Annotated in this window: 14 protein-coding genes; 7 read left to right on the top strand and 7 right to left on the bottom strand. The window is 68.3% G+C overall.

The features are described from left to right. Window positions 1–9: 9 nt before the first annotated feature. The 3 genes from AB0J64_RS32375 to AB0J64_RS32365 all read right to left on the bottom strand — a co-directional run bounded on the left by AB0J64_RS32375 (window position 10) and on the right by AB0J64_RS32365 (window position 5591). On the bottom strand, window positions 10–2757 hold the full coding sequence (locus AB0J64_RS32375; protein ID WP_364035273.1) for an alkaline phosphatase family protein: 2748 nt from the start codon (window positions 2755–2757) through the stop codon (window positions 10–12). A 1066-nt stretch (window positions 2758–3823) separates the two neighbouring features. Next, window positions 3824–4591 carry an alpha/beta hydrolase gene (locus AB0J64_RS32370; protein ID WP_364035270.1) on the bottom strand — a complete coding sequence of 256 codons (768 nt, stop codon included), beginning with the start codon at window positions 4589–4591 and terminating at the stop codon, window positions 3824–3826. Window positions 4592–4640: 49 nt separating this feature from the next. After that, the gene (locus AB0J64_RS32365) at window positions 4641–5591 is read right to left on the bottom strand and encodes an alpha/beta fold hydrolase (RefSeq protein ID WP_364035267.1); all 951 of its coding nucleotides are present in this window, start codon (window positions 5589–5591) and stop codon (window positions 4641–4643) included. Between the two features lie 154 nt (window positions 5592–5745). Here AB0J64_RS32365 and AB0J64_RS32360 point away from each other — a divergent pair, with 154 nt between their 5' ends. After that, window positions 5746–6630, top strand: coding sequence for a helix-turn-helix domain-containing protein (locus AB0J64_RS32360; protein WP_364035264.1), 885 nt, complete (start codon window positions 5746–5748; stop codon window positions 6628–6630). A gap of 55 nt (window positions 6631–6685) precedes the next feature. Here AB0J64_RS32360 and AB0J64_RS32355 read toward each other — a convergent pair whose 3' ends face one another. Continuing rightward, a complete protein-coding gene (locus AB0J64_RS32355) occupies window positions 6686–7900 on the bottom strand; it encodes a hypothetical protein (protein WP_364035261.1) in 1215 nt (404 codons plus the stop codon). Between the two features lie 230 nt (window positions 7901–8130). On the opposite strand from AB0J64_RS32355, the gene AB0J64_RS32350 reads away from it, so the two are divergent. The 6 genes from AB0J64_RS32350 to AB0J64_RS32325 all read left to right on the top strand — a co-directional run bounded on the left by AB0J64_RS32350 (window position 8131) and on the right by AB0J64_RS32325 (window position 17995). After that, window positions 8131–8682, top strand: coding sequence for an RNA polymerase sigma factor (locus tag AB0J64_RS32350; protein ID WP_364035258.1), 552 nt, complete (start codon window positions 8131–8133; stop codon window positions 8680–8682). Next, on the top strand, window positions 8682–9575 hold the full coding sequence (locus AB0J64_RS32345; protein WP_364035255.1) for a CU044_5270 family protein: 894 nt from the start codon (window positions 8682–8684) through the stop codon (window positions 9573–9575). Before AB0J64_RS32350 ends, AB0J64_RS32345 begins: the two co-directional genes overlap by 1 nt. Before the next feature lie 225 nt (window positions 9576–9800). Continuing rightward, on the top strand, window positions 9801–14054 hold the full coding sequence (locus AB0J64_RS32340; protein ID WP_364035252.1) for a HAMP domain-containing protein: 4254 nt from the start codon (window positions 9801–9803) through the stop codon (window positions 14052–14054). A 42-nt stretch (window positions 14055–14096) separates the two neighbouring features. Continuing rightward, the gene (locus AB0J64_RS32335) at window positions 14097–16469 is read left to right on the top strand and encodes a SpoIIE family protein phosphatase (RefSeq protein ID WP_364035249.1); all 2373 of its coding nucleotides are present in this window, start codon (window positions 14097–14099) and stop codon (window positions 16467–16469) included. A gap of 179 nt (window positions 16470–16648) precedes the next feature. After that, window positions 16649–17173, top strand: coding sequence for a sigma-70 family RNA polymerase sigma factor (locus tag AB0J64_RS32330; RefSeq protein ID WP_364035246.1), 525 nt, complete (start codon window positions 16649–16651; stop codon window positions 17171–17173). A gap of 126 nt (window positions 17174–17299) precedes the next feature. After that, window positions 17300–17995 carry a zf-HC2 domain-containing protein gene (locus AB0J64_RS32325; protein WP_364035243.1) on the top strand — a complete coding sequence of 232 codons (696 nt, stop codon included), beginning with the start codon at window positions 17300–17302 and terminating at the stop codon, window positions 17993–17995. Window positions 17996–17997: 2 nt separating this feature from the next. On the opposite strand, the gene AB0J64_RS32320 is transcribed toward AB0J64_RS32325, so the two are convergent. From AB0J64_RS32320 to AB0J64_RS32310, 3 genes are read right to left on the bottom strand one after another with little or no spacing between them, the layout of a single operon-like run. Beyond that, complete coding sequence (locus tag AB0J64_RS32320) at window positions 17998–20262, bottom strand: tetratricopeptide repeat protein (RefSeq protein ID WP_364035240.1); 2265 nt, start codon at window positions 20260–20262, stop codon at window positions 17998–18000. Beyond that, complete coding sequence (locus tag AB0J64_RS32315) at window positions 20259–21944, bottom strand: ABC transporter permease subunit (protein ID WP_364035237.1); 1686 nt, start codon at window positions 21942–21944, stop codon at window positions 20259–20261. Before AB0J64_RS32315 ends, AB0J64_RS32320 begins: the two co-directional genes overlap by 4 nt. Next, complete coding sequence (locus AB0J64_RS32310) at window positions 21941–23053, bottom strand: hypothetical protein (protein WP_364035234.1); 1113 nt, start codon at window positions 23051–23053, stop codon at window positions 21941–21943. The genes AB0J64_RS32315 and AB0J64_RS32310 overlap by 4 nt, the downstream gene beginning before the upstream one ends. Window positions 23054–23178: the final 125 nt, after the last annotated feature.

The raw sequence follows: 23178 nt of genomic DNA, 5'->3' as shown, positions 1-23178 counted from the left end.
CTTGTCCTATCAGGATGCCGCGCGATCGCGGTACTTGGCAGGCAAGCCAAGCAATCGCATTGATAGGTGAAAGTCTCGGTTGTCTAGCTCCGCAGATGGCCCCGCCGGCAGCCTAGTTGGTCGAAGAATGCATTCGATGTGCGGTTCCTGCGGTATTTGGAGGCGCGCGCTTGTGCGTAGTTGCTCGGAGAGCAAACCGTTCGCTGCGGCGGCACGCGGCCCGAAAACGTCCGCAATAGGGAAGTCCGCAGGTGCAAATCGTTGCAGGATCGTCTTCAGTATCGATGTGTGATCGTACGTGGTGTGCAAGACCTTCCCGCCGTCAATCCATGGACTCACGACAAACGCGGGAACGCGCACTCCAAGGTGCTGGGGGCCGTCCGGATGCAGAGGCGGAAAAGGCGTAGGGACGCGTGATGCCGCCATACCATGCGGCGCTTCATGGTCGAAGAACCCGCCGTGCTCGTCATAAGTCACGAGAAGAAGGGTCTTCCGCCATGTCGCTGCGTTAGACAGTAGAGAGTACACATGACTGACGAGCTGCTGGCCACGGCAGACATCTGCGGGCGGCAGGTCGTCATTTGCATCCCATGCCGGAGGAACATCAATGTAACGAGGGTCAATAAACGAAACGCTGGGCAACTCTCCACGCTGGACTCTTTGCACGAACGTGTCCTCGATGCCTTGATTAAAGTCATCTTGATACGGAATGACGTGCGATACGTCGATCCGATACTTGTCAAACACCCTAAGGAAGGCAACGTTTCCTTCGGCATAAACCCAATCAATACCCTCCCGCGACAGGTAGTCGAAAATTGTCAAATCGTCATAGTAGCCCAAACGCGGATCGGAAAGCTCAAGATTGGTCAGCTCGGGAACTGCACCCGTCAGGGTAGCAAACCTATTGCATTGCGTTTCACCAGGATGAGCACTGTGCCATGCATCGCAGATAGCGAAGTTGTTGGCGAGAAATTCATACATGGGAAGTTCCGTGGCTTCGTAGTACCCCATGACGAGGCCCGGATCAACAGAGCGTCTGGAGTAGTTCTCCACGAAACCGCTCATTGCCCCCTCGGCGATCTGCTCGATCGTCGCATTGAAGCCATGATCTGGGCTCCGGAGGCCCGCAGTGGCCGTGAGATGATGTACATCGTAGGGTGGGCCCTGTGAGAAAGGATTCGACTCATTACCGGTCAGCCCGTGAACCTCGGGATGGGAAAAATGGCGATAACCCAGCATGTGATCAAATGATCGATTTTCCATCATGAGGACAACGATATGGTCAATTTTGCCTTCGTACAGCCTTGGGTGATTCCTCGGGCCGACGTTTGTCGACCTCGCGGACAGTGCCTCAAGGGACACTGACGAGTGACTGGCCGGAACTCGATCGGCAACAGGCCTCGTACTGGTCCCGTTTCCGATAGGCCCTCCGTGATCATTCAAGAAGTCTCGCAGGCTTGGACGACGGTGATGAGAAACGACAATAGCACTGTCGTCTGCGCTAATTCGAAACAGTACGGCTTCTCTGTCCACCAAGTTCATGATGACGTCTTGAAAGTACGGAGCGGCCTTCTGGAGCGCAAACTCGAGCTTATCCTCGGCATCCTCGAGGGCAGCTTGAACGTATTCATCGATACTGGACGCGTCTGTTATCCCCAAAGCTCCGGAAATCGCCAAAATCATGTCTGCGAACGATGCCCAGAGACTGTTGATGTGTGGATTGGCATCGAGAAAGGCAGATACCAATATTGGTTTACGAAGTATCTGAGCGTTTTCTCGCTTCATTGCCGTATCGAAAAAGTTCGGACCACGTGGATAGTCGAATTTCAATTGCACTCGACAGGTAATTGCCAGATTCTCTACGTTGATGTCGGGCCAATATGGAACTCCTATCTCGTCCCCGCGCTCCTCCAAGTCGAGGCTGGCGAAGATCGTTGGAATGCCCGCCTCGTTGCCCATCCAGATCTTGAACTCTTGCAGATTAATGTCCTTGAGGGCATCGGTAACTGAAAAGATCTGGCTTTCTACGCCTGTGAGCTCTTGGAACGTTCTATCAAACTCGATGCGAGCCTGACCGCTGTCGATATGGATACGCAGCTGCATCGACAGGAGCGCTTGGGCGAAGGTTCGATTGATTAGCTGAAACGGGATTCTAGTCTCGCGGAGCTCTTGAACGGTTTCCGGATGATCGATTGCAATGCTGAAATCCTGATCGTCGTCACCGAGATTATGAACTCTTACTGTCCATCTTCCCGATTCGTCCGTCGCGGGATCAAGCAGCCGTGTGTACGTCCACGCGCTCCCACCGCCCCCACCGCCACCTGGGCCAACGCCCCCACCAACTGGCTGCGTCGGGTCAATGTGCTGAGACAGGCCACCAACAGTGCCAAGTGGATCGTCAATCTCCCAGTCGGAGGCGCCCATCGCACGACGCGCAAGCCACCTCGGCTCGACCTGCGGGCGACCCCCTTCCATTACAACGGGTCGGGCCCACGAGATCCGACCGCCTTGAGATGACCTTTCCATGACCTCACGCTGACCACCGGGTGGGATAATCTCCACTTCGAACCAACGCGCCTGCGTTGATACCGTTACCTGTATCCGGGGCTTAGGCGCGGGAGTCGCGCCACCGTTCACAGCATCCGCCGAGAAGTGACACTCGAACGTGATCTCGCGAAAATCCACGTGAAGAGGAGCTCTGCCGTGGAGAAGCGCGACGACGCCAGTGCGTCCCATCGTCATCACTGTTCTGCTCATCGCGGGTCCCTCTTCTGTGCGTTTCTGGTTGGCTGCATGTCTACAGCGCCTGATCCTTTGGACTGTTGGTTGCACATAGTCGCAGATGCACTACTTTCAGTTTGTGCCATCCTGTGCGAGGCGGTCAACTCTGGAGCCGGCGAATCAGACTCCTCCGAAGGAGATCTCCAGGCGATCAATAGGTAATTCCATGGAACTCGCGAATCAGTTTTCAACCTCGGCCGGGTTTAGCCTGTGGCAAGTGAGAGCGACAGGAGCGGTAAGCCAAGCCGACCAAACCTCTCATTGAAGTTAAAATGCACGGCATCTGTACGGCGGTTGAGGACGTTGGCCGTCCCCGCATCGACGGGAAGATCCGGACACTTGATTCGCCTACCACACTTGGCCTGATGCCGCGGACGGGGGAGGCGATCGCTCGTTGTAGAAGTGTTCGTACTCGTGCAAGGCATGCCGTAGGTGGCGTTCATTCCAGAGCAGGCAGCGGTCCAAGAGCTCGTGGCGGCGGGACTGCCCCCATCTCTCCATGACCGTGTTCATGCATGGCACGCGGACGCAGGTGAGGACGCTTGTCATAGGAGTCCGAGTTCGTCGAGGAGATCCTCCGGATCGCCACCGCCATCCTCGTCGAGTGCTTCAAGTCCTGGGTCGAAGGGGTCAAGATTCTCGGTGTCTACATCGCGGAGGACCTGTCCCCAGTAGTTCCCGTAGATGCCGCCAGAGCAATGCTTGAGATCTGTGGATCATCGGGAAGGGGTGTACCTTCCCGTGATCATGTGAATCCACAAGCATGACCGACGCGCCAACGTCGGTAGGGAAGGCACACCCGTGCTCACCCTGGGCCCCGAACCGCCGGGTGGCCCGGAGGTGAGACTCCTCCGGGCCACCCGACGGTTCGGGGCGAGGGGGCCAAGTGGGGGAGCCAACGCAGTCAGACCTGTAGCGACGGGTGCCGACTGCTAGAGACGTTCGTGCAGGTAGAAGGCTCCCCGTCCGACCCCCTCAGACCTCCCCGGACCCGCTCTCCTTGCCGTCGCGTCAAGGTCAAGCCGATGGGGTTCCAGCCAGATCACCGGCCACCTTTGAGGACTGGCTCCAGGAAGTTCGAGATCTCATTCGCGACGACGTCGGGCATCTCGAGGCCACACAAGTGGCCAAGATCGCTCAGCAGGACCGCACGGCCTCCGGGGATGCGCCGCACGTCGTCAAGCTGCTTGGCTTGATCTACGACGATGTCCTTTCCGCCGAGTATGTAGCAGGTCGGTACGCGTATCTCAGAGAGCTCGTCGGCCTGGCTTGTCAGCGCGCCGCCGGCCAGCCAGCCGTGCCACATCCGCTCTGTGACGGTCAGCATGCTGCTCGTCAGACCCGAGGTCTTCGACGGGTCCAAGGAGATTGCTGCCACTGCTTGCGTGAGGGCCTCGACATCGCCGTACGCGGCATCGAAGCCGGCGATCACCTCGTCGCCGGCGGTCGTCCCCGCGGCGTTCCACGGAACGACACCGACCAGCGCACGCACCTCCTCCGGGTGGTCAAGCGCGATACGCATCGCGATCGCACCGCCAAGGGAGTAGCCGACCAGGCAGTAAGCGTCGACGCCCGTGTCGTTGATCGCGTCGTGCAGGGTCGCGGCCAGCGTGGTCAGTCTCCCGTCCGCCGGCGCGCGTACGGACTGGCCATGTCCGGGCAGGTCGAAGATCAGGACGCGGAACCCGCTGAGGTGTCGCGCGATTCCGGTCATGAGGTCAGCCGAGGCGCCGAATCCCGGCAACATGACAAGTGTCAGAGGGCCCTGGCCGTGTTCCTCCCAGTAAATGCCTGAACTGGTGTGTGGCATCGCGATCTCCTAGGTTCGGCGAAGTTTGTCGTCGGGCTCACTGTCTCGGTCAGTGCGATGGCGCAGTGTGGCTCGCGGTGAAAGCCAGCAGAAGTCCGGCGGTCCGTGGCGGATCCTCGAGTATGGGTGTGTGTCCGATGCCGGGCAGCACCTCGACTTTCGCGCCAGGAACGGCGCGGTACTCCGCGGCGGATGAGGATCGCCATCTCTGGTCTTCCTTGCCGAAGATCACTAGCAGCGGCTTGCCGAGGGGAATCAGCCGATCGGGGAGCGCGCGCTGCTTCAGATAGTCGTCGCCGGCCTGCGATGTCGCGGTGAACGCGTGGTAGGTCATGCCGCGCACGTCGTCCACGATCGCTTGCGGGATCTTGTAGCCGCGGCGGCTGAACGCGGTGCTCGCGCCGTTGCGGATCACGCTGTCGGTCCGAAACCGCCACAGCAGCTGCCCGATGACGGGGGCACCCACGAGCCCGCCGACGAAGCTGTTCGATACGAAGGCGTCCAAGCGGGGTGCGGTGTCGATGATCGCGAGCGCGGTCACTAGGTCCGGTCGTTGCTCGGCGAGGGACGTGACGACCACGCCGCCGGTGGAATGGCCGACCACTACGGCGTGCTTGACGCCGAGCCGGTCCATTGCCTCTCCGACCCGGCGTCCCTGCTCGGGGATCTCGTAGCCGCCGCCGGCCGGTTTGGCCGACCGGCCGTGCCCGAGCAGGTCGATCCGGATGACGCGATAGGACTTGGTCAGCAGCGGAACGAGAGCGTCCCACGAGCGGGTCGACGCGGCGAGCCCGTGGACCAGTACGAGCGCAGGGGCATCGCTGGGGCCGTCCTGGCGCACGTAGATGTTCCCGCCGTCGAGGGGCAGAGTTGAATTCCCGCTGGCCTCGGCGCCCTGGCGCGTCACCAGCTCCGCGTTCACGAGAAGCAACCCGACGACGGCGAAGAGGACAGCCGAGGCGATCAGGAGGCGCCGCCGGCGCCGTGCCGTGCGGCTCACCTCAGCCTGCCGGTGCGGAGTCCGCGGGTCGGTGTCGTCGAAATGGCGGGGTCATCGAGCCCCAGAGGAATCACCATGGGTCTACGGTCGCTGCAGGTGCGCGTCAGCGTCTTGAACGAATGTTCCGATCAGTCGGCTCGCCTAGCATGTGACGATGCGGTCCACCGCGTACGAACGTGACGATGTGACTGCGTGGGACGTCGCACGCCCCGCGCGGCCCAGCCGGGCGGCCGGTGTCAGCATGGCTGGGTTCGGTGTCCGTAGCCTGGCCGCGGTCGGCCTCCGGATGGTCCCGCACCCGGCCGTGATGCTGGCTGTGGAGTTCGGTGACGGCATACCCTTCGTGGACGACGCCGCCGGACGGCAGCATCGGGGAAGTGTCGTCGCCGGGCTCGGGGTCGGGTTCGGAGGCGCGATTCGGGTGCGAGGCGAGAACGTCGAATGCGTGCAGGTGCGCCTGGCTCCGACGGTGGCACGCGCGATTCTGGGCGTCAGCCCGGCCGAGCTGGAAAATGTCGTGGTGACCCTTGAGGACCTGTGGGGCCGAGAGGCGTCACGGATCCGGGAGCAACTGGGCGATGCCTCCTCCTGGAAGGATCGCTTCGCGTTGACCGACGCGGTGCTCGCCCGCCGACATGAGGCGGCGCCGCCAGTGGACCCGGAGGTGGCCTGGGCCTGGCACCGGATCGCCGTCAGCCGAGGCCTCGTCCGGATCGACCACCTGGCGACGGAGGTCGGATGGAGCCGCAAACGCCTGTGGTCCCGATTCCACTCCCAAATCGGCCTGCCACCCAAGCGCGCCGCGAAGCTGGTCCGCTTCGACCATGCTGCCCACCGCCTGGTCGCGGGTGAAGGCGTGGCCCAGGTCGCGGCCGACGGCGGCTACGCCGACCAGTCCCACCTGCATCGGGACGTCATGACGTTCACCGGGGTGACCCCCACGACCTTGGCCGGCGAACCATGGCTGGCGGTTGACGACACCGCATGGCCCAACCAGCCACCGCGCTCGGACCTGCGACGACAGCTCTCGACGGCTTGAGACGCTTGCGCAGGTAGAAGGCTCCCCGTCCGACCTCCTCAGACCATGAGTGAACTCAGTGGTAACGGGCGATCATGGGCCCGGAGTTCTTGCCATAGGCGAGGCCGACCGCGTAGACCGTCCTCGTTCCGGGCACCGCGCTCACCGCGGAGACGTCGATCTCGCGTCTGCGGTCCGCCCCAGCCATCGGCGGGAGCTCGGTCCGGCTGCCGTCGGGCGCGACCTGGATGGTCCCGCTCAAGCCGCCCGTGGCGGTGTCCCAGTCGACCAGGATGATCCCGTTCGCGCCGTCGGAGCCGGCCGCGCTGACGTGGGCCGAGCCCGGCGCTCGCGACCAGGCCGTGCCGTCCCAGTGCATGGTGATCGTGGAGCTCCTGCTGCCGTCCTCGTAGTCGAACACCTTGCGGGTGCCGATCGCCCACACGTTGCCGGGACCGTGGGCGACGACCCGGGTGAGCCTGATCGACGGGATGCTGCCGTCCGGCCGGCCCTGGCTGTTGATCTCCTTGCTTGGCGTGCGGTCCTCGGGCGCGGGGACGAGCTGCCATGACCGGCCGTCCCAGCGCATGGTCGCCGCCTGCGAGCTGAAGCTTCCCTGCGCGAGCGGCCGGCCGGTGCCGCCGACCGCCCACACCTGGTCGGGTGCGGCGGCTGACACCGACGCCGCCCAGGCGGGCAGGCGCATGACGGCCCAGGCCCGCCCGTCCCAGTGCGCGGCGTGATCCCCGACCACCAGCCACACGTCGTCGGGCGCGAGGGCGGTGGCGCCGGCCCGCTCGCCCGAGTTGTAGTCCATGTCCGGCAGCGGAACCCGGCTCCAGCGCTCCCCGTCCCAGTGGTGCGCGGTCAGAGCGGCGGTTGCGGCGAAGATCCAGGCGTCGCGCGGTCCGGTCGTCGCCAGCGCGGGAAACCTCTCGTCATCTTTGGAGTCCCACGTCACCTCGGGTGCGGGGTGCTCGCGCCAACGCTCGCCGTCGAAGTGCAGGAGCAGCAGCCGGCCGGTGCCTTCGTGCGGGCTGCCGAGCGCCCACACGTCGCGCGGGCCGCTGGCCGCGACCGCTTTCAGCCGGGTTCCGCGCTGGTCGCCGACGTGCTCGAGTCGCCAGCCCCGGCCCCGGGCCGTACGGACTGGAGCGGGTTCGGGGGGCGCCGCGGTGACGCTTGGAGAGCCGGCGGCCGGCGCGGACGCACCTCGCGGCGGCGGCGCCGCGGTGCACGCCGCGCACAGGACGGCAGCCGCACATAACGCGGCCAGGCGCTTGGCACTCATGGCACGAGATGGTTGAGACGGGCGGTGATCTCGTTCGGCGGCTCCCCACGAAACCAGGGCGGCGACCTCTGCGACGATCTCTGGATCCGGCACCTTTCAACCCCTCTATGGCGTGCGCGGCTCCCTGGCAGCGTACGCATCGCCATCACACCCAGGCCCGAACGTGAACCCTTTCGGCGTGCGGCGGTAAGTAACGATGTCCGCTGACATACCAAGAAGGGCTCATATGCATGACCATCACCCGCGAAGTCGACCAGTCCGACGACGCGACCCTCATCCAAGAGTCACTCCGTGAACCGGAGGTCTTCGCGGCGCTCTTCGACAGGCACGCACCCCTGTTGCACCGCTATGCCGTACGCAGATTAGGCCCGGACGCGGCCGAGGACGTCGTCTCCGACACCTTCCTCGCGGCCTTCAAGCACCGGGACCGCTACGACCGCTCGCGTCCCGACGCGCGCCCCTGGTTGTACGGCATCGCCTCGAATGTCATAGGCAAGCGAAAACGCACCGAGCTGAGCCTGTACCAGGCGTATGTCCGCAGTGGCGTGCATCCGGGGGTGCCGCCGGTGGAGGACGAGGTCAACACGCTGGCCGTCAACCGGCCGCTGGCCGCGGCCCTGCTGAAGCTCAAGCGCGGCGACCGCGACGTACTGCTGCTGGTCGCCTGGGCGGAGCTCACCTATGAGGAGGTGGCCGGCGCGCTCGGCATCCCGGTGGGAACAGTGCGCTCCCGGCTCAACCGGGCCCGCACCAAGATTCGCGAGACGTTGGGAGACAAGTGATGGACGACCTCAAGACCATGTGGGCGGAGATCCCCGCGGGCACCGAGCGCGACCTGGCCGGGGCCCGGCGCCGGCTGCTGAACGGCATGCGACAGCCCCGGCGCGACCGCGCGAGGGTCAGATTCGCGGTCGCAGGGGGGCTGGCCGCGGCGCTGACCGTGGGGTTCGCCGCCGTACAGGTGACCACGGACGCCAAACCGGCCAGTGCGCAGGAACTGCTGGCAAGGGCGGCGGAGTCGGCCGGGTCGGAGCCGGATCTCCACCCGCGCCCGGGCCAGATCGTGCATACGGTGGGCCGCGACCTCTACTCCAGCGGCGCGAGGTCCGGCGATTCCTCGGGCATCCAGGCCGAGGCCCGGGAGGACTGGTCGCCCGCCGACGGCTCACGCGAGTTCATGATGCGCCAGGGCGAGCAGGTCACCCTCATGAAGCTCTGCTCCGACAGCTTCAGCAGAGCCATGGGCACGACCTACCTCGACCTCGAGAACTGGCCCACGGACGTGGCGGCGCTCAGAGAGCGGGTACGGCAGGCGGCGGCCAAGCACCCCGCCAAGCCGGAGCTGCGCGAGATGTACACGCTCCAGGACCTGATCAGCATGTCCGCGGTACGGCCCAGCCTGCGTGCCTCGCTGTTCAAGCTGATCTCGGAGATGAGGGGGGTCTCCATCAAGCCGTCGGTCACCGACGCCCTGGGGCGCAGCGGCATCGGCGTGCAGACTCCGGACCGCTTGGTCCTCATCTTCGAGCCGGAGACCTACCGCTACCTGGGCTACAACTCGCTGGACGAGCAGGGACAGCTGGTCGGCGGAGGCGCTGTCGAAAGGGTGGAGCTGCTCGACACGCTCCCGAAGGAGAAGGTGACCTTCACCGAGCCGAAGTGCATACCGGCCTGAATGCCGCGGCGTCCGTAAAGCCGAGGAGACTGCCGCCTCTAACTGCGATGTTACCTTCCCGGCACATCCCGCCGGATTACAAACGGTGCCCCATCAAGTAATCTCACGTCTAAAGATTCAGGAAACAAGGCTCCTCTTTGGGCGTCGATCGGGGCGCGATGATCGCCTCGTGATGGGTCGCAGCATCGCACCGGGCTTGACCGTGAGGCAGACAGTGAGGTGGACATGAGTGGCTCGACCATCGAGGGGTCCCGCTCGGCCGGCACTCCCGGGGCCGAGGTGGGAGAGCCGGAGTTGAGGCAGCTGCTCGCCGGACTGACGGCGATCAAGGACGGCAATTTCGGCACGAGGCTGCCCGCCGACGCCGACGGCCTGTTCGGTGAGATCGCCTCGGTTTTCAACGGCATGGTCGACCAGCTGTCCCTGGTCACCTCTGAGGTGACGCGGGTCGCCCGTGAGGTGGGCACCGACGGGCGGCTCGGCGGCCAGGCCGAGGTCATGGGTGTCTCAGGCACCTGGCGGGATCTGACGGAGTCCGTCAACGCCATGGCGGGCAACCTGACCGATCAGGTACGCAGCATCGCCCAAGTGACCACCGCCGTGGCCAAGGGCGACCTGACGCAGAAGATCACCGTGGACGCCAGGGGCGAGATCCTGGAGCTGAAGAACACCGTCAACACGATGGTGGACCAGCTGTCGTCGTTCGCCGACGAGGTGACGCGGGTCGCCCGCGAGGTGGGCACCGAGGGCGAGCTCGGTGGTCAGGCCGACGTCAAGGGCGTGGCCGGCACCTGGCGGGACCTGACCGACTCGGTCAACTTCATGGCCGGCAATCTCACCGACCAGGTCCGCAACATCTCCCAGGTGGCCACGGCGGTGGCGCGCGGCGACCTGTCACAGAGGATCACCGTGTCGGCGCGCGGCGAGATCCTGGAGCTGAAGAACACGCTCAACACGATGGTGGACCAGCTGTCGTCGTTCGCCGACGAGGTGACGCGGGTCGCCCGCGAGGTCGGCACCGATGGGCGGCTGGGCGGTCAGGCCGACGTCAAGGGCGTCTCGGGCACCTGGAAGGCGCTGACCGAGTCGGTCAACGTGATGGCCGACAACCTCACCGCCCAGGTACGCAACATCGCCGAAGTGACCACGGCCGTGGCCAAGGGCGACCTGTCGCAGAAGATCCGGGTGGACGCACGCGGCGAGATCCTGGAGCTGAAGGAGACCATCAACACGATGGTCGACCAGCTCTCGTCGTTCGCCGACGAGGTGACGCGGGTCGCCCGCGAGGTCGGCACCGAGGGCAATCTGGGTGGCCAGGCGACCGTGCGCGGGGTGTCGGGCACCTGGAAGGACCTCACCGACAACGTCAACGTGATGGCCTCCAACCTGACCAGCCAGGTGCGGAGCATCGCCCAGGTGGCCACGGCGGTGGCACGCGGCGACCTGTCGCAGAAGATCACCGTGGAGGCCAAGGGCGAGGTGGCCGCCCTGGCACAGACGATCAACACGATGGTCGACACGCTGAGCGCGTTCGCCGACGAGGTGACGCGGGTGGCCCGCGAGGTGGGCACCGAGGGGCAGCTGGGCGGCCAGGCGCGGGTCCCCAACGTGGCCGGCACGTGGAAGGACCTCACCGACAGCGTCAACTCCATGGCCGACAACCTGACCAACCAGGTACGGAGCATCGCCCAGGTCACCACGGCGGTGGCCAGGGGCGACCTGACCCGCAAGATCGACGTGGACGCGCGCGGGGAGATCCTGGAGCTGAAGACCACGATCAACACGATGGTGGACCAGCTGTCGTCGTTCGCCGCCGAGGTGACGCGGGTGGCCCGCGAGGTGGGCAGCGAGGGCCGGCTGGGCGGCCAGGCCGAGGTGGAGGGCGTCTCCGGCACGTGGAAGCGGTTGACGGAGAACGTCAACGAGCTGGCCGGTAACCTGACCCGGCAGGTGCGCGCCATCGCGGCGGTGACCAGCGCGGTGACTTCGGGCGATCTGACCAGGTCGATCACCGTGGACGCCGAGGGCGAGCTGGCGGACCTGAAGGACAACATCAACTCGATGGTGGAGTCGCTGCGCGAGACCACCCGGGCCAACGAGGATCAGGACTGGCTCAAGTCCAACCTGGCCCGCATGTCGGGGCTCATGCAAGGCCACCGCGACCTGGCCACGGTGGCCGAGCTGGTCCTGAACGAGCTCACGCCGCTGGTGTCCGCCCAGTACGGCGCCTTCTTCCTGGCCGACGGCGAGGAGCTCCGGCTGATCAGCGCCTGCGGCTACTCCGCCGACTCCGGCCGTCCCACCCGGTTCAGGGTGGGGGAGGGGCTGGTCGGCCAGGTCGCGAGCACGCGCAAGAGCATCGCACTCACCGATCTCCCGCCGGACTACGTCAAGGTCTCCTCGGGTCTTGGCGAGGCGCCGCCCAGCGCCCTGGTCGTGCTGCCCGTCATCTTCGAGGAGCAGGTGCTCGGTGTCATCGAGCTGGCCTCGGTGCACACGTTCACCCCGGTCCACCGGTCCTACCTCGAGCAGCTCACCGAGACGATCGGCGTCAACCTCAACACCATCGTGGCCAACGCCCGCACCGACGAGCTGCTGGCCGAGTCCCAGCGCCTGACCGCCGAGTTGCAGGCCCGTTCCGCGCAGCTCCAGCTCCAGCAGGAGGAGCTGCAGCACTCCAACGCCGAGCTGGAGGAGAAGGCGCGGCTGCTGGCCAGCCAGAACCAGGACATCGAGGCCAAGAACCTGCAGATCGAGCAGGCCCGCCAAGAGCTGGAGGAGCGGGCCCACCAGCTGTCGCTGGCGTCCAAGTACAAGAGCGAGTTCCTGGCCAACATGAGCCACGAGCTGCGCACCCCACTCAACTCGCTGCTCATCCTCGCCCAGTTGCTGGCCCAGAACCACACGCGCAACCTCAGCCCGAAGCAGGTCGAGTACGCCGAGATCATCCATTCGGCCGGCTCGGACCTGCTGCAGCTCATCAACGACATCCTCGACCTGTCCAAGGTCGAGGCAGGCAAGATGGACGTCAACCCCGAGCGGGTGTCCCTGCCCAAGCTGATCGACTACGTCGAGGCCACCTTCCGGCCGATGACGAGCCAGAAGAGCCTGGACTTCCAGATCGTCACCGCGCCCGGCATCCCCGTGGAGCTGCTGACCGACGACGCGCGGTTCCGCCAGGTGCTGCGCAACCTGCTGTCGAACGCGGTCAAGTTCACCGAGAGCGGCGGCGTCGAGCTGCGCATCGAGCCGGCCGGCCACAACGAGCTCCCCGCCACGGTACGCGCCCACGGCGCGGCGCTCGCCTTCCGGGTCATCGACACCGGCATCGGCATCAACGAGCGCCAACTGGAAATGATCTTCGGGGCGTTCCAGCAGGCCGACGGCACCACCAGCCGCAAGTACGGCGGCACAGGGCTGGGCCTGTCGATCAGCCGCGAGATCGCCCATCTGCTCGGTGGCGCGATCACCGCGCAGAGCGCGCCCGGCCAGGGCAGCACCTTCACCCTGTACCTGCCGATCGCCCACCCCGATTTCGAGGAACGCGCCGCCCTCGCGGAGCCCTCCAGCGAGGCGCAGGAGGCCGGACAGGACGAGCCCGCGGAAGCCGGCCCACCGGCGGCGCCGTCCCCGCAGCGCCGCCGGCTCCTGGTGATCGAGCATCGGCCCCGCGGGCTGCTCTCCCTGGTCACCGAGACGGTCGTCACGGAGCTGTCGGGAAGATGGGACGAGACGATCGAGCTCGTCACCGCTGCCGGAGTGCAGGAGGCGGCCACCACGCTGGCCGACCAGCCCTGTCACTGCATCGTGCTCGACCTGGACCTGCCCGAGGGGGCGGCCTACCACCTGCTGGAGACCATGGAGAGCGACCCCGCACTGGCCGGGGTGCCTGTCCTGGCCTACAGCAGCTGGCGCACCACCACCCGGCAGGAGACGCGCCTGCCCGCGCACTCCCCGGACCGGCCGCTCGAACAGCTGTCCAGCCTGGACGAGCTACGCGAGCGCATCGCCCTGCACCTCACCGCCAATCGGGCCGGGGAGGTGCCGCCGCTGATCCGGCGCGAACCGGTGCAGGCGCCCGCGGTAGTCGAGAGCGACAGCCCTCTGGCGGGCCGGACGGTCCTCGTGGTCGACGACGACACGCGGAACCTGTTCGCGCTCACCAGCATGCTGGAGAGCCGCGGCATGACGGTGCTGCACGCCGAGAACGGCCGGCTGGGCATCGACACCCTGATCGCCCACCCCGACGTCGATATCGTCCTGATGGATGTGATGATGCCGGAGATGGATGGGTACGCCGCCACAAGTGCCATCCGGGCCATGCCGCAGTACGCTACTCTGCCGATCATCGCGGTCACCGCCAAGGCTATGCCGGGCGACAAGGACAAGAGCATCGCGGCCGGGGCCAGTGACTACGTCACCAAGCCCGTCGACACCAGCTATCTCATCGAGCAGATCCAATACTGGCTCAACGCCTGACGCTCACCGAGGTAGCAGGTCACCGGCAAGGAGCATCCGAAGTTGCAAAGCCATCAGCAGCCGACTGCCCCCCTCTCACGGGTCGTCCGTACGGAAGCCGACGCCGCCACGAACGTGGGGCGGTTGGCGGCCACCGTCGACCGACTGAGTGAGGAGATCCGGCGTGCCCAGCGTGCCGCTGAGGGGCGCGCCCTGATCGAGGTGGCCAAAGGCATCCTGGTCGAACGGCTGCAGTGCGGCCCGACCGCGGCCGCGCAGCAGCTCGCCACCCTGGCGGAACAGGCGGACTTAACCCAGCTCGAGCTGGCCGCCGACATCATCAACCAGGCGGCGCGCGACCGCATCAGCCAGACCGCGCGTGACTTCCTGGACGCGATGCGGCCGGAACGGAGCCCGCGCGAGGTGGCCGATGTGGCGGTTCGGCTGCGCTCGGCCGAGATCGGCATGCTGGCGGCCACCGAGTCCCAGGCTGTGGCGCAGTCGTTGCTGGAGCACGCCCTTGCGCCGCTGGGAGCGACGGGCGTGGCCATCTGGGCGGCGGGACCCGACGCCTCCCTCACCCTTGTCGGCCATGCCGGTTTCAGCGCGGCGGAGGCCGGGCGGTGGCGCTATGTCCCGCCGGGTGTCGCCACTCCCGCCCACTGCGCGCTGATCGAGCGGGACGCCGTGTGGACACGGGCGCTCAGCGAGGTCGGCCTGCCCTCGATCGGGATGCGTGAGGCTCCGGACGGGGGGCGGGTGACCGTGCCTGCGGGGACGGGCGGGCGCATCCTGGGCGTGTTGGAGATCGGTTGGCCGACTCCGCTGGAGCCGCAGCCGCCGCAGGTGATCAAGCAGGTCGAGGCCCTGGCCGACCTGTGCGCGCACACCCTCGAGCTGCCCGCTGACCCCGGCGGCACGCCCGGCCTGGCGGAGCTGACCAACCTGGCCGACGCGCTGCCGGACGCCGCCCTGGTGCTGACTCCGCATCTTGACGGTGACGGCGATCTCGCCGATTTCCGCATCAGCCACATCAACCCCCGCTTCGTGGACCCGGCCGGCCGCCCGGCCGGCGTCGTCAGCGGCGCGCTGATGCTGGAGGCGTACCCGCTGGCCGCCGACGAAGGCGGGCTGTTCTCGGTGATCGAGCGCGTGCACGCGACCGGCGAGCCGTTCATCGCCGACCACATGACGATCACGGCGCTGGTGGACCAGGTGCCGCTGGACAACATCGCCACCGTCAGCGTCACCCGTCACGGCGAGGGCGTGCTGCTGATCTGGCGGCTGCAGGACGAGTCGGCGCGCCTGGCCAGCCTGCTCCAGCATGCCCAGCGTCTGGGCCGCATCGGCGCGTTCGAGGAGAACGCGCTCACCCGGGAGATCATCTGGAGCAGCCAGCTCTACGCCCTTCACGGGCTCGAACCGGGCCAGCCTCCCATCCCGCTGGAGCAGCTCGCCGACTACGCCCACCCCGACGACGCCGATGCCATCGGCCGTTTCCTGCGCAAGCTGCTGTATCACCGCCTGCCGGACTCCACCACGTTCCGGTTGCAGCGGCCGGACGGCATCGCCCGGCACATCCGTGTGGTCGCCGACCCCGTCCTCTCCCCCGACGGAAGGCTGCTGGCCATCAGGGGCGCGTTCCAGGACATCTCCTCCCAGCACTGGACGGAGGTGGCGCTTGCCGCCACCCGCGACCAGCTCGCCCACAGCGAGCAGCAGGCCGCCGAGCGCAACCGGCTGGCCCTGCAACTGCAGCGGGCCATCATGCCGCCCACCCGAGGGCCGATCGAGGCCTTCGACCTGAACATCGCCGTCCGCTACCGGCCGGCCGAGCACGAGCATCTGGTCGGCGGCGACTGGTACGACGCCACCATCCTGCCGTCGAAGCAGATCCTGCTGTCGGTGGGCGACGTCGCCGGCCACGGGATCGAGGCGGCCACCGGCATGGTCGTGCTGCGCAACGCGCTGCGTGGCCTGGCAGCCACCGGCGCCAGCCCCAGCCAGATGCTGGGCTGGCTCAACCTGGTCGCCCACCACCTCACCGAGAACGTCACGGCCACCGCCATCTGCGCGCTCTACGACCCCCACACCCGTGTGCTGCGCTGGGCCAGGGCCGGACACCTGCCCCCCATCCTCATCAGGGGGGACGAGGCGGTGGAGATGGACATGATCGGCGGGGTTCTGCTCGGCGCGGTGTCCGAGGCCGACTACGACGAGGGGCAGGTCCAGCTCGAGCAGGGCGACATCATCCTCATGTACACCGACGGACTGATCGAGCGGCGTGACCGCGACCTGCACCACTCACAGGAGCAACTCCTGCGGACGGCGACGCGGCACACGTCCACGCTGGAGCACCGCCTCGACTACCTGCTCACCCACAGCAACTCGGACACCGACGACGACACCTGCCTGGTCGGCATCCAACTCCGCTGATCGGCCGGCGCCACCGCGCGGCCCTGGGGCTCGGGCTGCGTCCGCCTGCGTCGGCCGATCAATCCAGCGCTACAGCGAGAAGCGCAAAGTGCCATCCCCCGGCTCTTCTGCTGGCTACAGTGAGAATTCCAATATCAGCGGGATATTTCGGGATATCCGCAGTGCGAGGAGCCCGAGGCGTGAATCACCGCGTAACCGACGAAGCCATGGTCAGAGCCCTGTACCGCGAGTACGGCGCCCCCTTGATGGCCTTCGCCGTCCGCCTGACGGGAGGCGATCGGCGCTGGGCCGAGGACGTCGTGCAGGAGACCCTGGTACGCGCCTGGCGCAACCTTCACGACCTGCGCACCGACTCCGGCTCGCTGATGCCCTGGCTGGCGACGGTGGCCCGCAGGGTGGTGATCGACAACCGGCGGCGCTCCGGCTCTCGCCCCCTCGACACCGTCGAGGACGTCCCGGAACGCGCCAACGCCGTGGCGGCGGAGGACGACCGGCTGCTCCGCGAGATCGTCGTGACGGACGCGATGCTCTCGCTCTCGCCAGCCCACCGCCAGGTGCTCACAGAGACGTTCCTGCTGGATCGCACCGTCCAGGAGGCCGCGGAGACCATCGGCGTGCCGGTGGGCACCGTGAAGTCCCGCGTCTACTACGCCATGCGGGCGTTACGGGTCGCGCTGGAGGAACGGGGGGTGACGCTGCCATGACAGACGCTGCCATGACACGGGAGCCGCGTCACCGGGAAAGTCGCAACGAAAGTCACGGGGAAAGGGGGGTGACGTTGCCATGACACAAGAGCCGCGTCACGACAGCAGGCAGGAGGTGACGCGCTCATGACGGAGGTGCGTCACGAGGACGTGGCCGCGTACGCGCTCGGCCTGCTCAGCGAGGAGGAGCGCGCCGAGTTCGAACGTCACCTGAGCGGCTGCGCGAGCTGCGCGGAGGAGGCCGGAGCGTTCGCGGCGATGGGGGAGCTGATCAAGGGCGTGCACCCGGACGATCTCCTGCCCCACCCGCCCGACCCCCAGGTCGAGTCGCTCGTGGTACGCCGCGCCGCCACCGAGCGCCGCCGCCGGCGGCTGCATCGCGCGTTCATGTCCGCCGCCGCCTGCCTCGTCGTGGCGGCCGGCGTGTTCCTCGCGGTCAGTTCGGTGACCGGCGGCCCGAACCCCGACAGCATCCACAGCCCGGCCCGTGCGCTCCTCATGACCGGCCACACGTACTCCTCCGCCGACCCGGCCACCGGCGTGTCCGCCGTCGTCGGCCTGGAGGACAAGGGCTGGGGCACCCACGTCGCGCTGGAGCTCAAGGGCGTCAAGGGCCCGCTGCAGTGCCGGCTCATGGCGGTGGGCGACGACGGCCGCTCGGAGACGGTGGCGAGCTGGGGCGTCCCCGACAAGGGGTACGGCGTGCCCGGGTCCCCCGACCCCCTGCTGCTGCACGGCGGCACCAGCCTCCCGGAGTCGGAGCTGAACCACTTCACGGTCGAGACCTTCGACGGCCGCACCCTGGCCACCATCCAGGTGTGAGATCAGAGAGCCGCTAAGCTCGCCCGCAACTCGCTGACCTGCCGCGGCTCGGCGATCCCGTCCCAAGGGGCCAGCGCCGCCAGCCCGGCCGCCCGGTGCTCCGCGGCCCGGTCGGGCCGCAGCCGGGCCAGGTGCAGGTGGGTCAGCGCCATGCTCACCCCCGCGGGGGGCAGCCGCGGCTCGGCCTCCTCCAGCAGGGCGACCACCTCGTCCTGCCGGTGATCGGGCTGGTCCAGCAGCGCCACGGCCCGCTGCACGAGGCAGCGGGCCCGCCCGACCTCGTCCGCGCTCTCCGCGTAGAGCCGCTCGGCCTCCTTCAGGTGGGAGTTCGCGTCGTGGGGCTGGTCCAGGTAGTGGTGCGCGAGCGCGAGCAGCTCCTGCGCGTGTGCCGCCGCGCTCGGATCCGAGGCCCGCTCCGCCAGGGCGAGCGATTCGTACAGGACGGCGCGGGCGTCGACGTACAGGCGCCGCGCCTCGGTGCCGCGGCCGTCGTGGTCGAGCGTCTGCCCCTTGCGCAGCAGCAGCGCGGCCACGTTGGTCAGCCGGATCGAGTGTCCCGCGAAGTCGCCACCGGACAGCGCCTGCCCGTAGCGTACGAGCGCGGACTCGACGGCGGTGAACTCGTCGCCGCCGGCCAGCAGGATGGCCGCGTGCTGCAGGTGCAGCTCGGCGGGCCACGACTCCACCTTGACGCGCAGCGCCGCCGCCTGGTCGAAGTGCTGGCGCGCCTTGCGCGGGTCGCCCCAGGTGAGCAGGATCGCGCACTGGCGCAGCTCGGCCGTGGCCTGCACGTGCTCGTCGCCGATCGTCTTGGCCGCCCTGGCCAGCGCCTCCGCCGCCCGCAGCCGGTCCTCGTGCCGCTGCTCGAGCCTGAACCACGTCTCCAGCCCGTCCGCGATCCGCGCCAGCGCCCGTGCGGTCTTGGGCACCGGGCTCTCGAACGCCAGCACCTGCAGCAGCACCCGGTCCTCGATCGCGAACCAGGCGCGGGCCTCCTCGCCCGGCAGCAGGGCGCCGTACGTGTCGGCGCGGTCGGCGAAGTGCTCGACCAGGCGCCGCCAGGCCGCGGCCTCCAGGGGGGTGCCGCCACGGCGGAACGCGCCGGCCACCCGGACGCGCGTCATGCGGACGTTCTCGACGAGGCCCAGGTCGGCCAGCTCTCCGATGGCGTCCCCGGCCGAGGGCACGCCGAGCAGCGCGGCGGCCGCCAGATGATCCACCTCGGCGATCGGCAGCCCCGCCAGCAGGACGAACAGCTGCTGGGCCATCGGCCTGAGCTGCGTGATGCTCCGCTCGAGCACGAAGTCGAGCATCTTGTCGACGGACACGCTCCGCAGGTCGTCGACCAGGTCCTGGAGCGTGACCTTGCGGTTGCGGGCGAGCCAGCGGCCGATCCTGATGATCTCCAGCGGGGTGCCGAGGCAGGCGTCCACCAGCAGCCCCAGCGCCTTGGGGTCGCGGTTGACGCGCTCCTCGCCAACGTGGCGGGCCAGCAGCCGCCGCCCGTCCTCCGAGGAGAGCGGGCCGAGCCGGATCGGCTCGACGTGCTGCGGCAGCTCGTCGGTGAACGTCCCCGCCACCACGATGTGCGCGCCCGGCACCCTGGGCGGCAGCCAGGCGACCTGGCTCCACGTGCTGACGTTGTCGAGCAGGAGCACCCGGTCGGTGCCGGTGAGCGCCTCCATCACCTGCGCGGTGGCGTCCTGCGGCTCCTGGATGGCGCCGGGCGGCCGGTCGAGGGTACGCAGGACGCGCTGGGCCACGCTCAGCGGCGTCTCCGGACGGTCCCTGTCGGGGCCGCGGAGGTCGGCGTACCGCTGCTTGCGGGCGTCGGCGGTCAGGCCCCAGGTGGCCGCGATCGACACGGCGGACGTGCCCATGCCCATCGCGCCCTGCACGACGACGATCCCGCGCTCCTTGGCGCGCTCCTGGACCTGCTGGATCTCGGCGTCCCTGCCGACGAGCCCGTCGATCCTGTCAGGGAACGGCTGGCGGTGGAAGATCGGCTGGGGCTCGGGTCTGCGGCGGCTGCGTACGACATGGGTGAGCCAGCCCGTGGCGACCGGCAGCGAGAGGATCAGGATGACGAGCAGCCAGGGCGGCAGCCACTCCGCCACCCGCTCCATCAGCTTCTCCTGCAGCAGCAGGACCGTGCCGCCCGCCGTCACCAGGCCGCCCAGCCCCAGCTCGGGCAGGTGTGCCCCGGCCTGCTTGGAGAGCCGGGACAGGCGGAAGAGCAGGCGGTCCTTTCGCGAGATGTCCGTCATCGGCGTACCCCTCGCGTCAGCCCCCTGTACAGCCAGCGCGCGGTGGCGACGACCACCAGCACGGGCACCGCGGTCGCGATCATCGACTGCGCGGCCACCGCGCTCGCGGCGCTCATGAAGTGGCGCGACTGCTCCAGCACGATCAGTTGCAGGTGGTCGCCCGCCTGCCAGTTGAGCAGCAGCCCGACGACCGTGTCGTTCCACACCAGGACGAACGCCAGAACCCCGGCCAGCACCACGGCGGGGCGCGCCTCGCGTACCACGTGGAACAGCTCCCAGCGGTCACGCGCCAGCATGGGCGCAGGCACGCGGACGAACGCGTTGTGCAGCACGAGCACCGCCAGCGGGATCACCAGCGCCGCGTGCACGATGGCCAGCGCCGGAGCGGTGCCGACCGGGCTGAGCCACTGCTGCAGCGGCACCGCGAACGCCTGCGGCGGCAGCACGGCCAGGGCCACCGCGACCAGCAGCACCGGCCGCCAGGCGCGGCGCGGCAGCAGGTGCTCGTGCGCCAGCACGTACGCGGCCGGCACCGCGGCGAGCAGCACCAGGCACACGACCACGAAGGCCCGCAGGAACGTGGTGCCGAGCGCGTGCACGAATCCGGCGTCGGCCAGCGCGTCCGCGTACGAGCCGAGCGTCCACGGCCCGCCGCTCCACCACCCGGACTGCGCCGCGGCGACCGGGTCGCGCAGCGAGGTCAGCACGAGCACCGCGAACGGCAGCACCCAGAGCACCGACACCGCCACGGACGGCAGCCACACCCGCCAGCCCTTCCGCGAAGGCGCGGCGGCCACCGGCTCGGCCCAGGTCGCCCGCCCGCGCAGCCCGGACAGGGCGGGCACCGCCATCACGGCCACGAGCGCCGACAGCCCCACGGAGAGCGCGGAGGCCCGCGTGTCGCCCAGGTCGCCGTGGTGCCGCCACCAGAACAGCCCGCCGCCCTCGATCTCGGCCTGCATCGACCCGGGCGCGCCCATCAGCACGACGTCGAACACCCGGGCCGCCGCGACCAGCGCGAAGAGGTACGCCAGCGCGGCCGGGCCGGCGAGCGCGGGGAGCAGCACGGACCAGAGCCGGCGCCGCCGCCCGACGCCGAACGCCCTGGCCATCCGCAGCAGGTTGGTCGGCATCCGGGCCAGCGCCTCGTGGAAGACCAGGAACGCGACCCCGGCCCACTGCCAGATCAGCGCCAGCCCGAACACCAGCCAGATCCACACGGGGCCGAGGAAGGCCACCTCCGTGCCGAGCAGGGCGTTGACCAGGCCGCGCCGCGGGTTGGCGTCGAACATCAGCCGGAAGATCGCGCCCGTGGTGAGCGGGGAGACGGCGGCCGGCAGCACCAGCAGGAAGCGCAGCACGCCGCCGAGCACGGGGCCCGCGTTCCTGGCCAGCCAGGCCAGGCCGAGCCCCACGACGCACACGACCACGGCCAGCACCAGCCACACGAACGAGTTGCCGAGCGCCTGGAGCACCTTGCCGTCGAACAGCACGTCGTACGCGCCGAGCCCCTGGGAGAGGCTGAGCACCACCGTCGCGCAGAGCGGGACCAGGATGACGCCCGCAGACAGCAGGACGGCCAGCAGGAGGTAGAGCGACGCGCGCCAGCGGCTTATCCCGTGCCTGACCACCGGGATCCTGGCGTCGTGATGCGGCGCCACCTCGAACATGAAGCTGTTCACAGGGCGCCCTCCCTGCTGCCGGCGTAGAGCTTGTCCTGGGCCGTGCGCGCCGCGGTGTCCGGCTCGACCGTGTTGACGGTGACATCCGTGAACAGTTCGGTGAGCACCCGCCACAGCCCGCGCCCGTCGCCGCCCTCCAGGCCGCCGAGGAGCCGGTCGGACAGGTCGTAGTGGGCGTTCGCCGCGGACTTCAGCTCTTGGGCGGGCTCGCGCAGCAGCTCGTGCGGCGGCAGCGTGAACGGCGTCAGGAACCCGCCGTCGGCCACCCAGCGGGTCAGCGCGTCCGGTTTCTTGCGCTCCCTGGTCAGCCAGCTGACGAAGTCGACCGCCTTCTCGCCGCCGTCCTTCATGGCCACCGCCACGTCGCCGCCGACGACCAGCGGGGCCGGGTTCTGCCTGTAGGCGGGGAACCGGAAGTGCGCCGCGACGCCCTTGCCGGCGTAACGCTCGATGACCGGCAGGGCGAAATCGGGCGCGGCCACCAGGTCGGCGGTGCGGTAGACGAACACGTCGAGTATCGAGTCGTGGAACTGCATGGTGAGAGCGCGCCTGCCCTGCTCGGGGGTGAACGCGCTCCGCCAGAGCGTTCCGAGCAGCTTGAGCGCGCTCGCCACCTGCGGCGCGCGCCACCAGTCGGCATTGTCCAGCGGAGGGAACAGCCCGCCGTAGACCTCGGGGGCGTAGGCCAGCAGCACGTTCTCGAACCAGTCGCTCAGCACCCAGCCGTCGGCCGCACCGATCGCCAGCCTGCCGGGCTGCCAGCCGTCCAGGTTCGCGGGCGGCGTGCCCTCGCCGGCCCGGTGCCAGACCAGCGACTTGTGCGCGATCTTGAACCAGGCCCCGAGCCGCTCGTCGCTCCCGTACGGCGTCACGAGCCCGCGCCAGAACTCCGGCTGCCTGGACCCCGCCTCGGTCAGCGGTCTGATGCGGCTCTGGATCGACGGGTCGAAGAGCAGGCCGAGCCGGGGGATCACGGCCACGTCGGGAAGGACCTCCTGGGCCGGTCCACGCAGCAGGGCGCCGATGTTGTCGCCCGCCGAATAGACGTTGACGGACCCGTACTCGTCCACCACTTCGTTGAAGCGCCGCAGCTCCTCGCCGCTCCACACCACCGCCACCTGCAGCGGCCGCTGGCCGGCGCAGCCGGCCAGTCGAGGTGGACAACCACGACGACCTGGCGAAGGCTCGCACCATAGCCGTTCGCTACTGAGGGGGCGCGCATGCCGCTTCTAGC

Source organism: Nonomuraea sp. NPDC049695 (assembly GCF_040674955.1).
GTDB lineage: Bacteria > Actinomycetota > Actinomycetes > Streptosporangiales > Streptosporangiaceae > Nonomuraea > Nonomuraea helvata.
This window is presented reverse-complemented; position numbering and strand designations above follow the sequence as displayed.

Bases quoted from the DNA above. Each gene is read 5' to 3' on its own strand.
- AB0J64_RS32375 (WP_364035273.1), bottom strand. From the start codon at position 2,757: ATGAGCAGAACAGTGATGACGATGGGACGCACTGGCGTCGTCGCGCTT.
- AB0J64_RS32370 (WP_364035270.1), bottom strand. From the start codon at position 4,591: ATGCCACACACCAGTTCAGGCATTTACTGGGAGGAACACGGCCAGGGC.
- AB0J64_RS32360 (WP_364035264.1), top strand. From the start codon at position 5,746: ATGCGGTCCACCGCGTACGAACGTGACGATGTGACTGCGTGGGACGTC.
- AB0J64_RS32355 (WP_364035261.1), bottom strand. From the start codon at position 7,900: ATGAGTGCCAAGCGCCTGGCCGCGTTATGTGCGGCTGCCGTCCTGTGC.
- AB0J64_RS32350 (WP_364035258.1), top strand. From the start codon at position 8,131: ATGACCATCACCCGCGAAGTCGACCAGTCCGACGACGCGACCCTCATC.
- AB0J64_RS32345 (WP_364035255.1), top strand. From the start codon at position 8,682: ATGGACGACCTCAAGACCATGTGGGCGGAGATCCCCGCGGGCACCGAG.
- AB0J64_RS32340 (WP_364035252.1), top strand. From the start codon at position 9,801: ATGAGTGGCTCGACCATCGAGGGGTCCCGCTCGGCCGGCACTCCCGGG.
- AB0J64_RS32325 (WP_364035243.1), top strand. From the start codon at position 17,300: ATGACGGAGGTGCGTCACGAGGACGTGGCCGCGTACGCGCTCGGCCTG.
- AB0J64_RS32320 (WP_364035240.1), bottom strand. From the start codon at position 20,262: ATGACGGACATCTCGCGAAAGGACCGCCTGCTCTTCCGCCTGTCCCGG.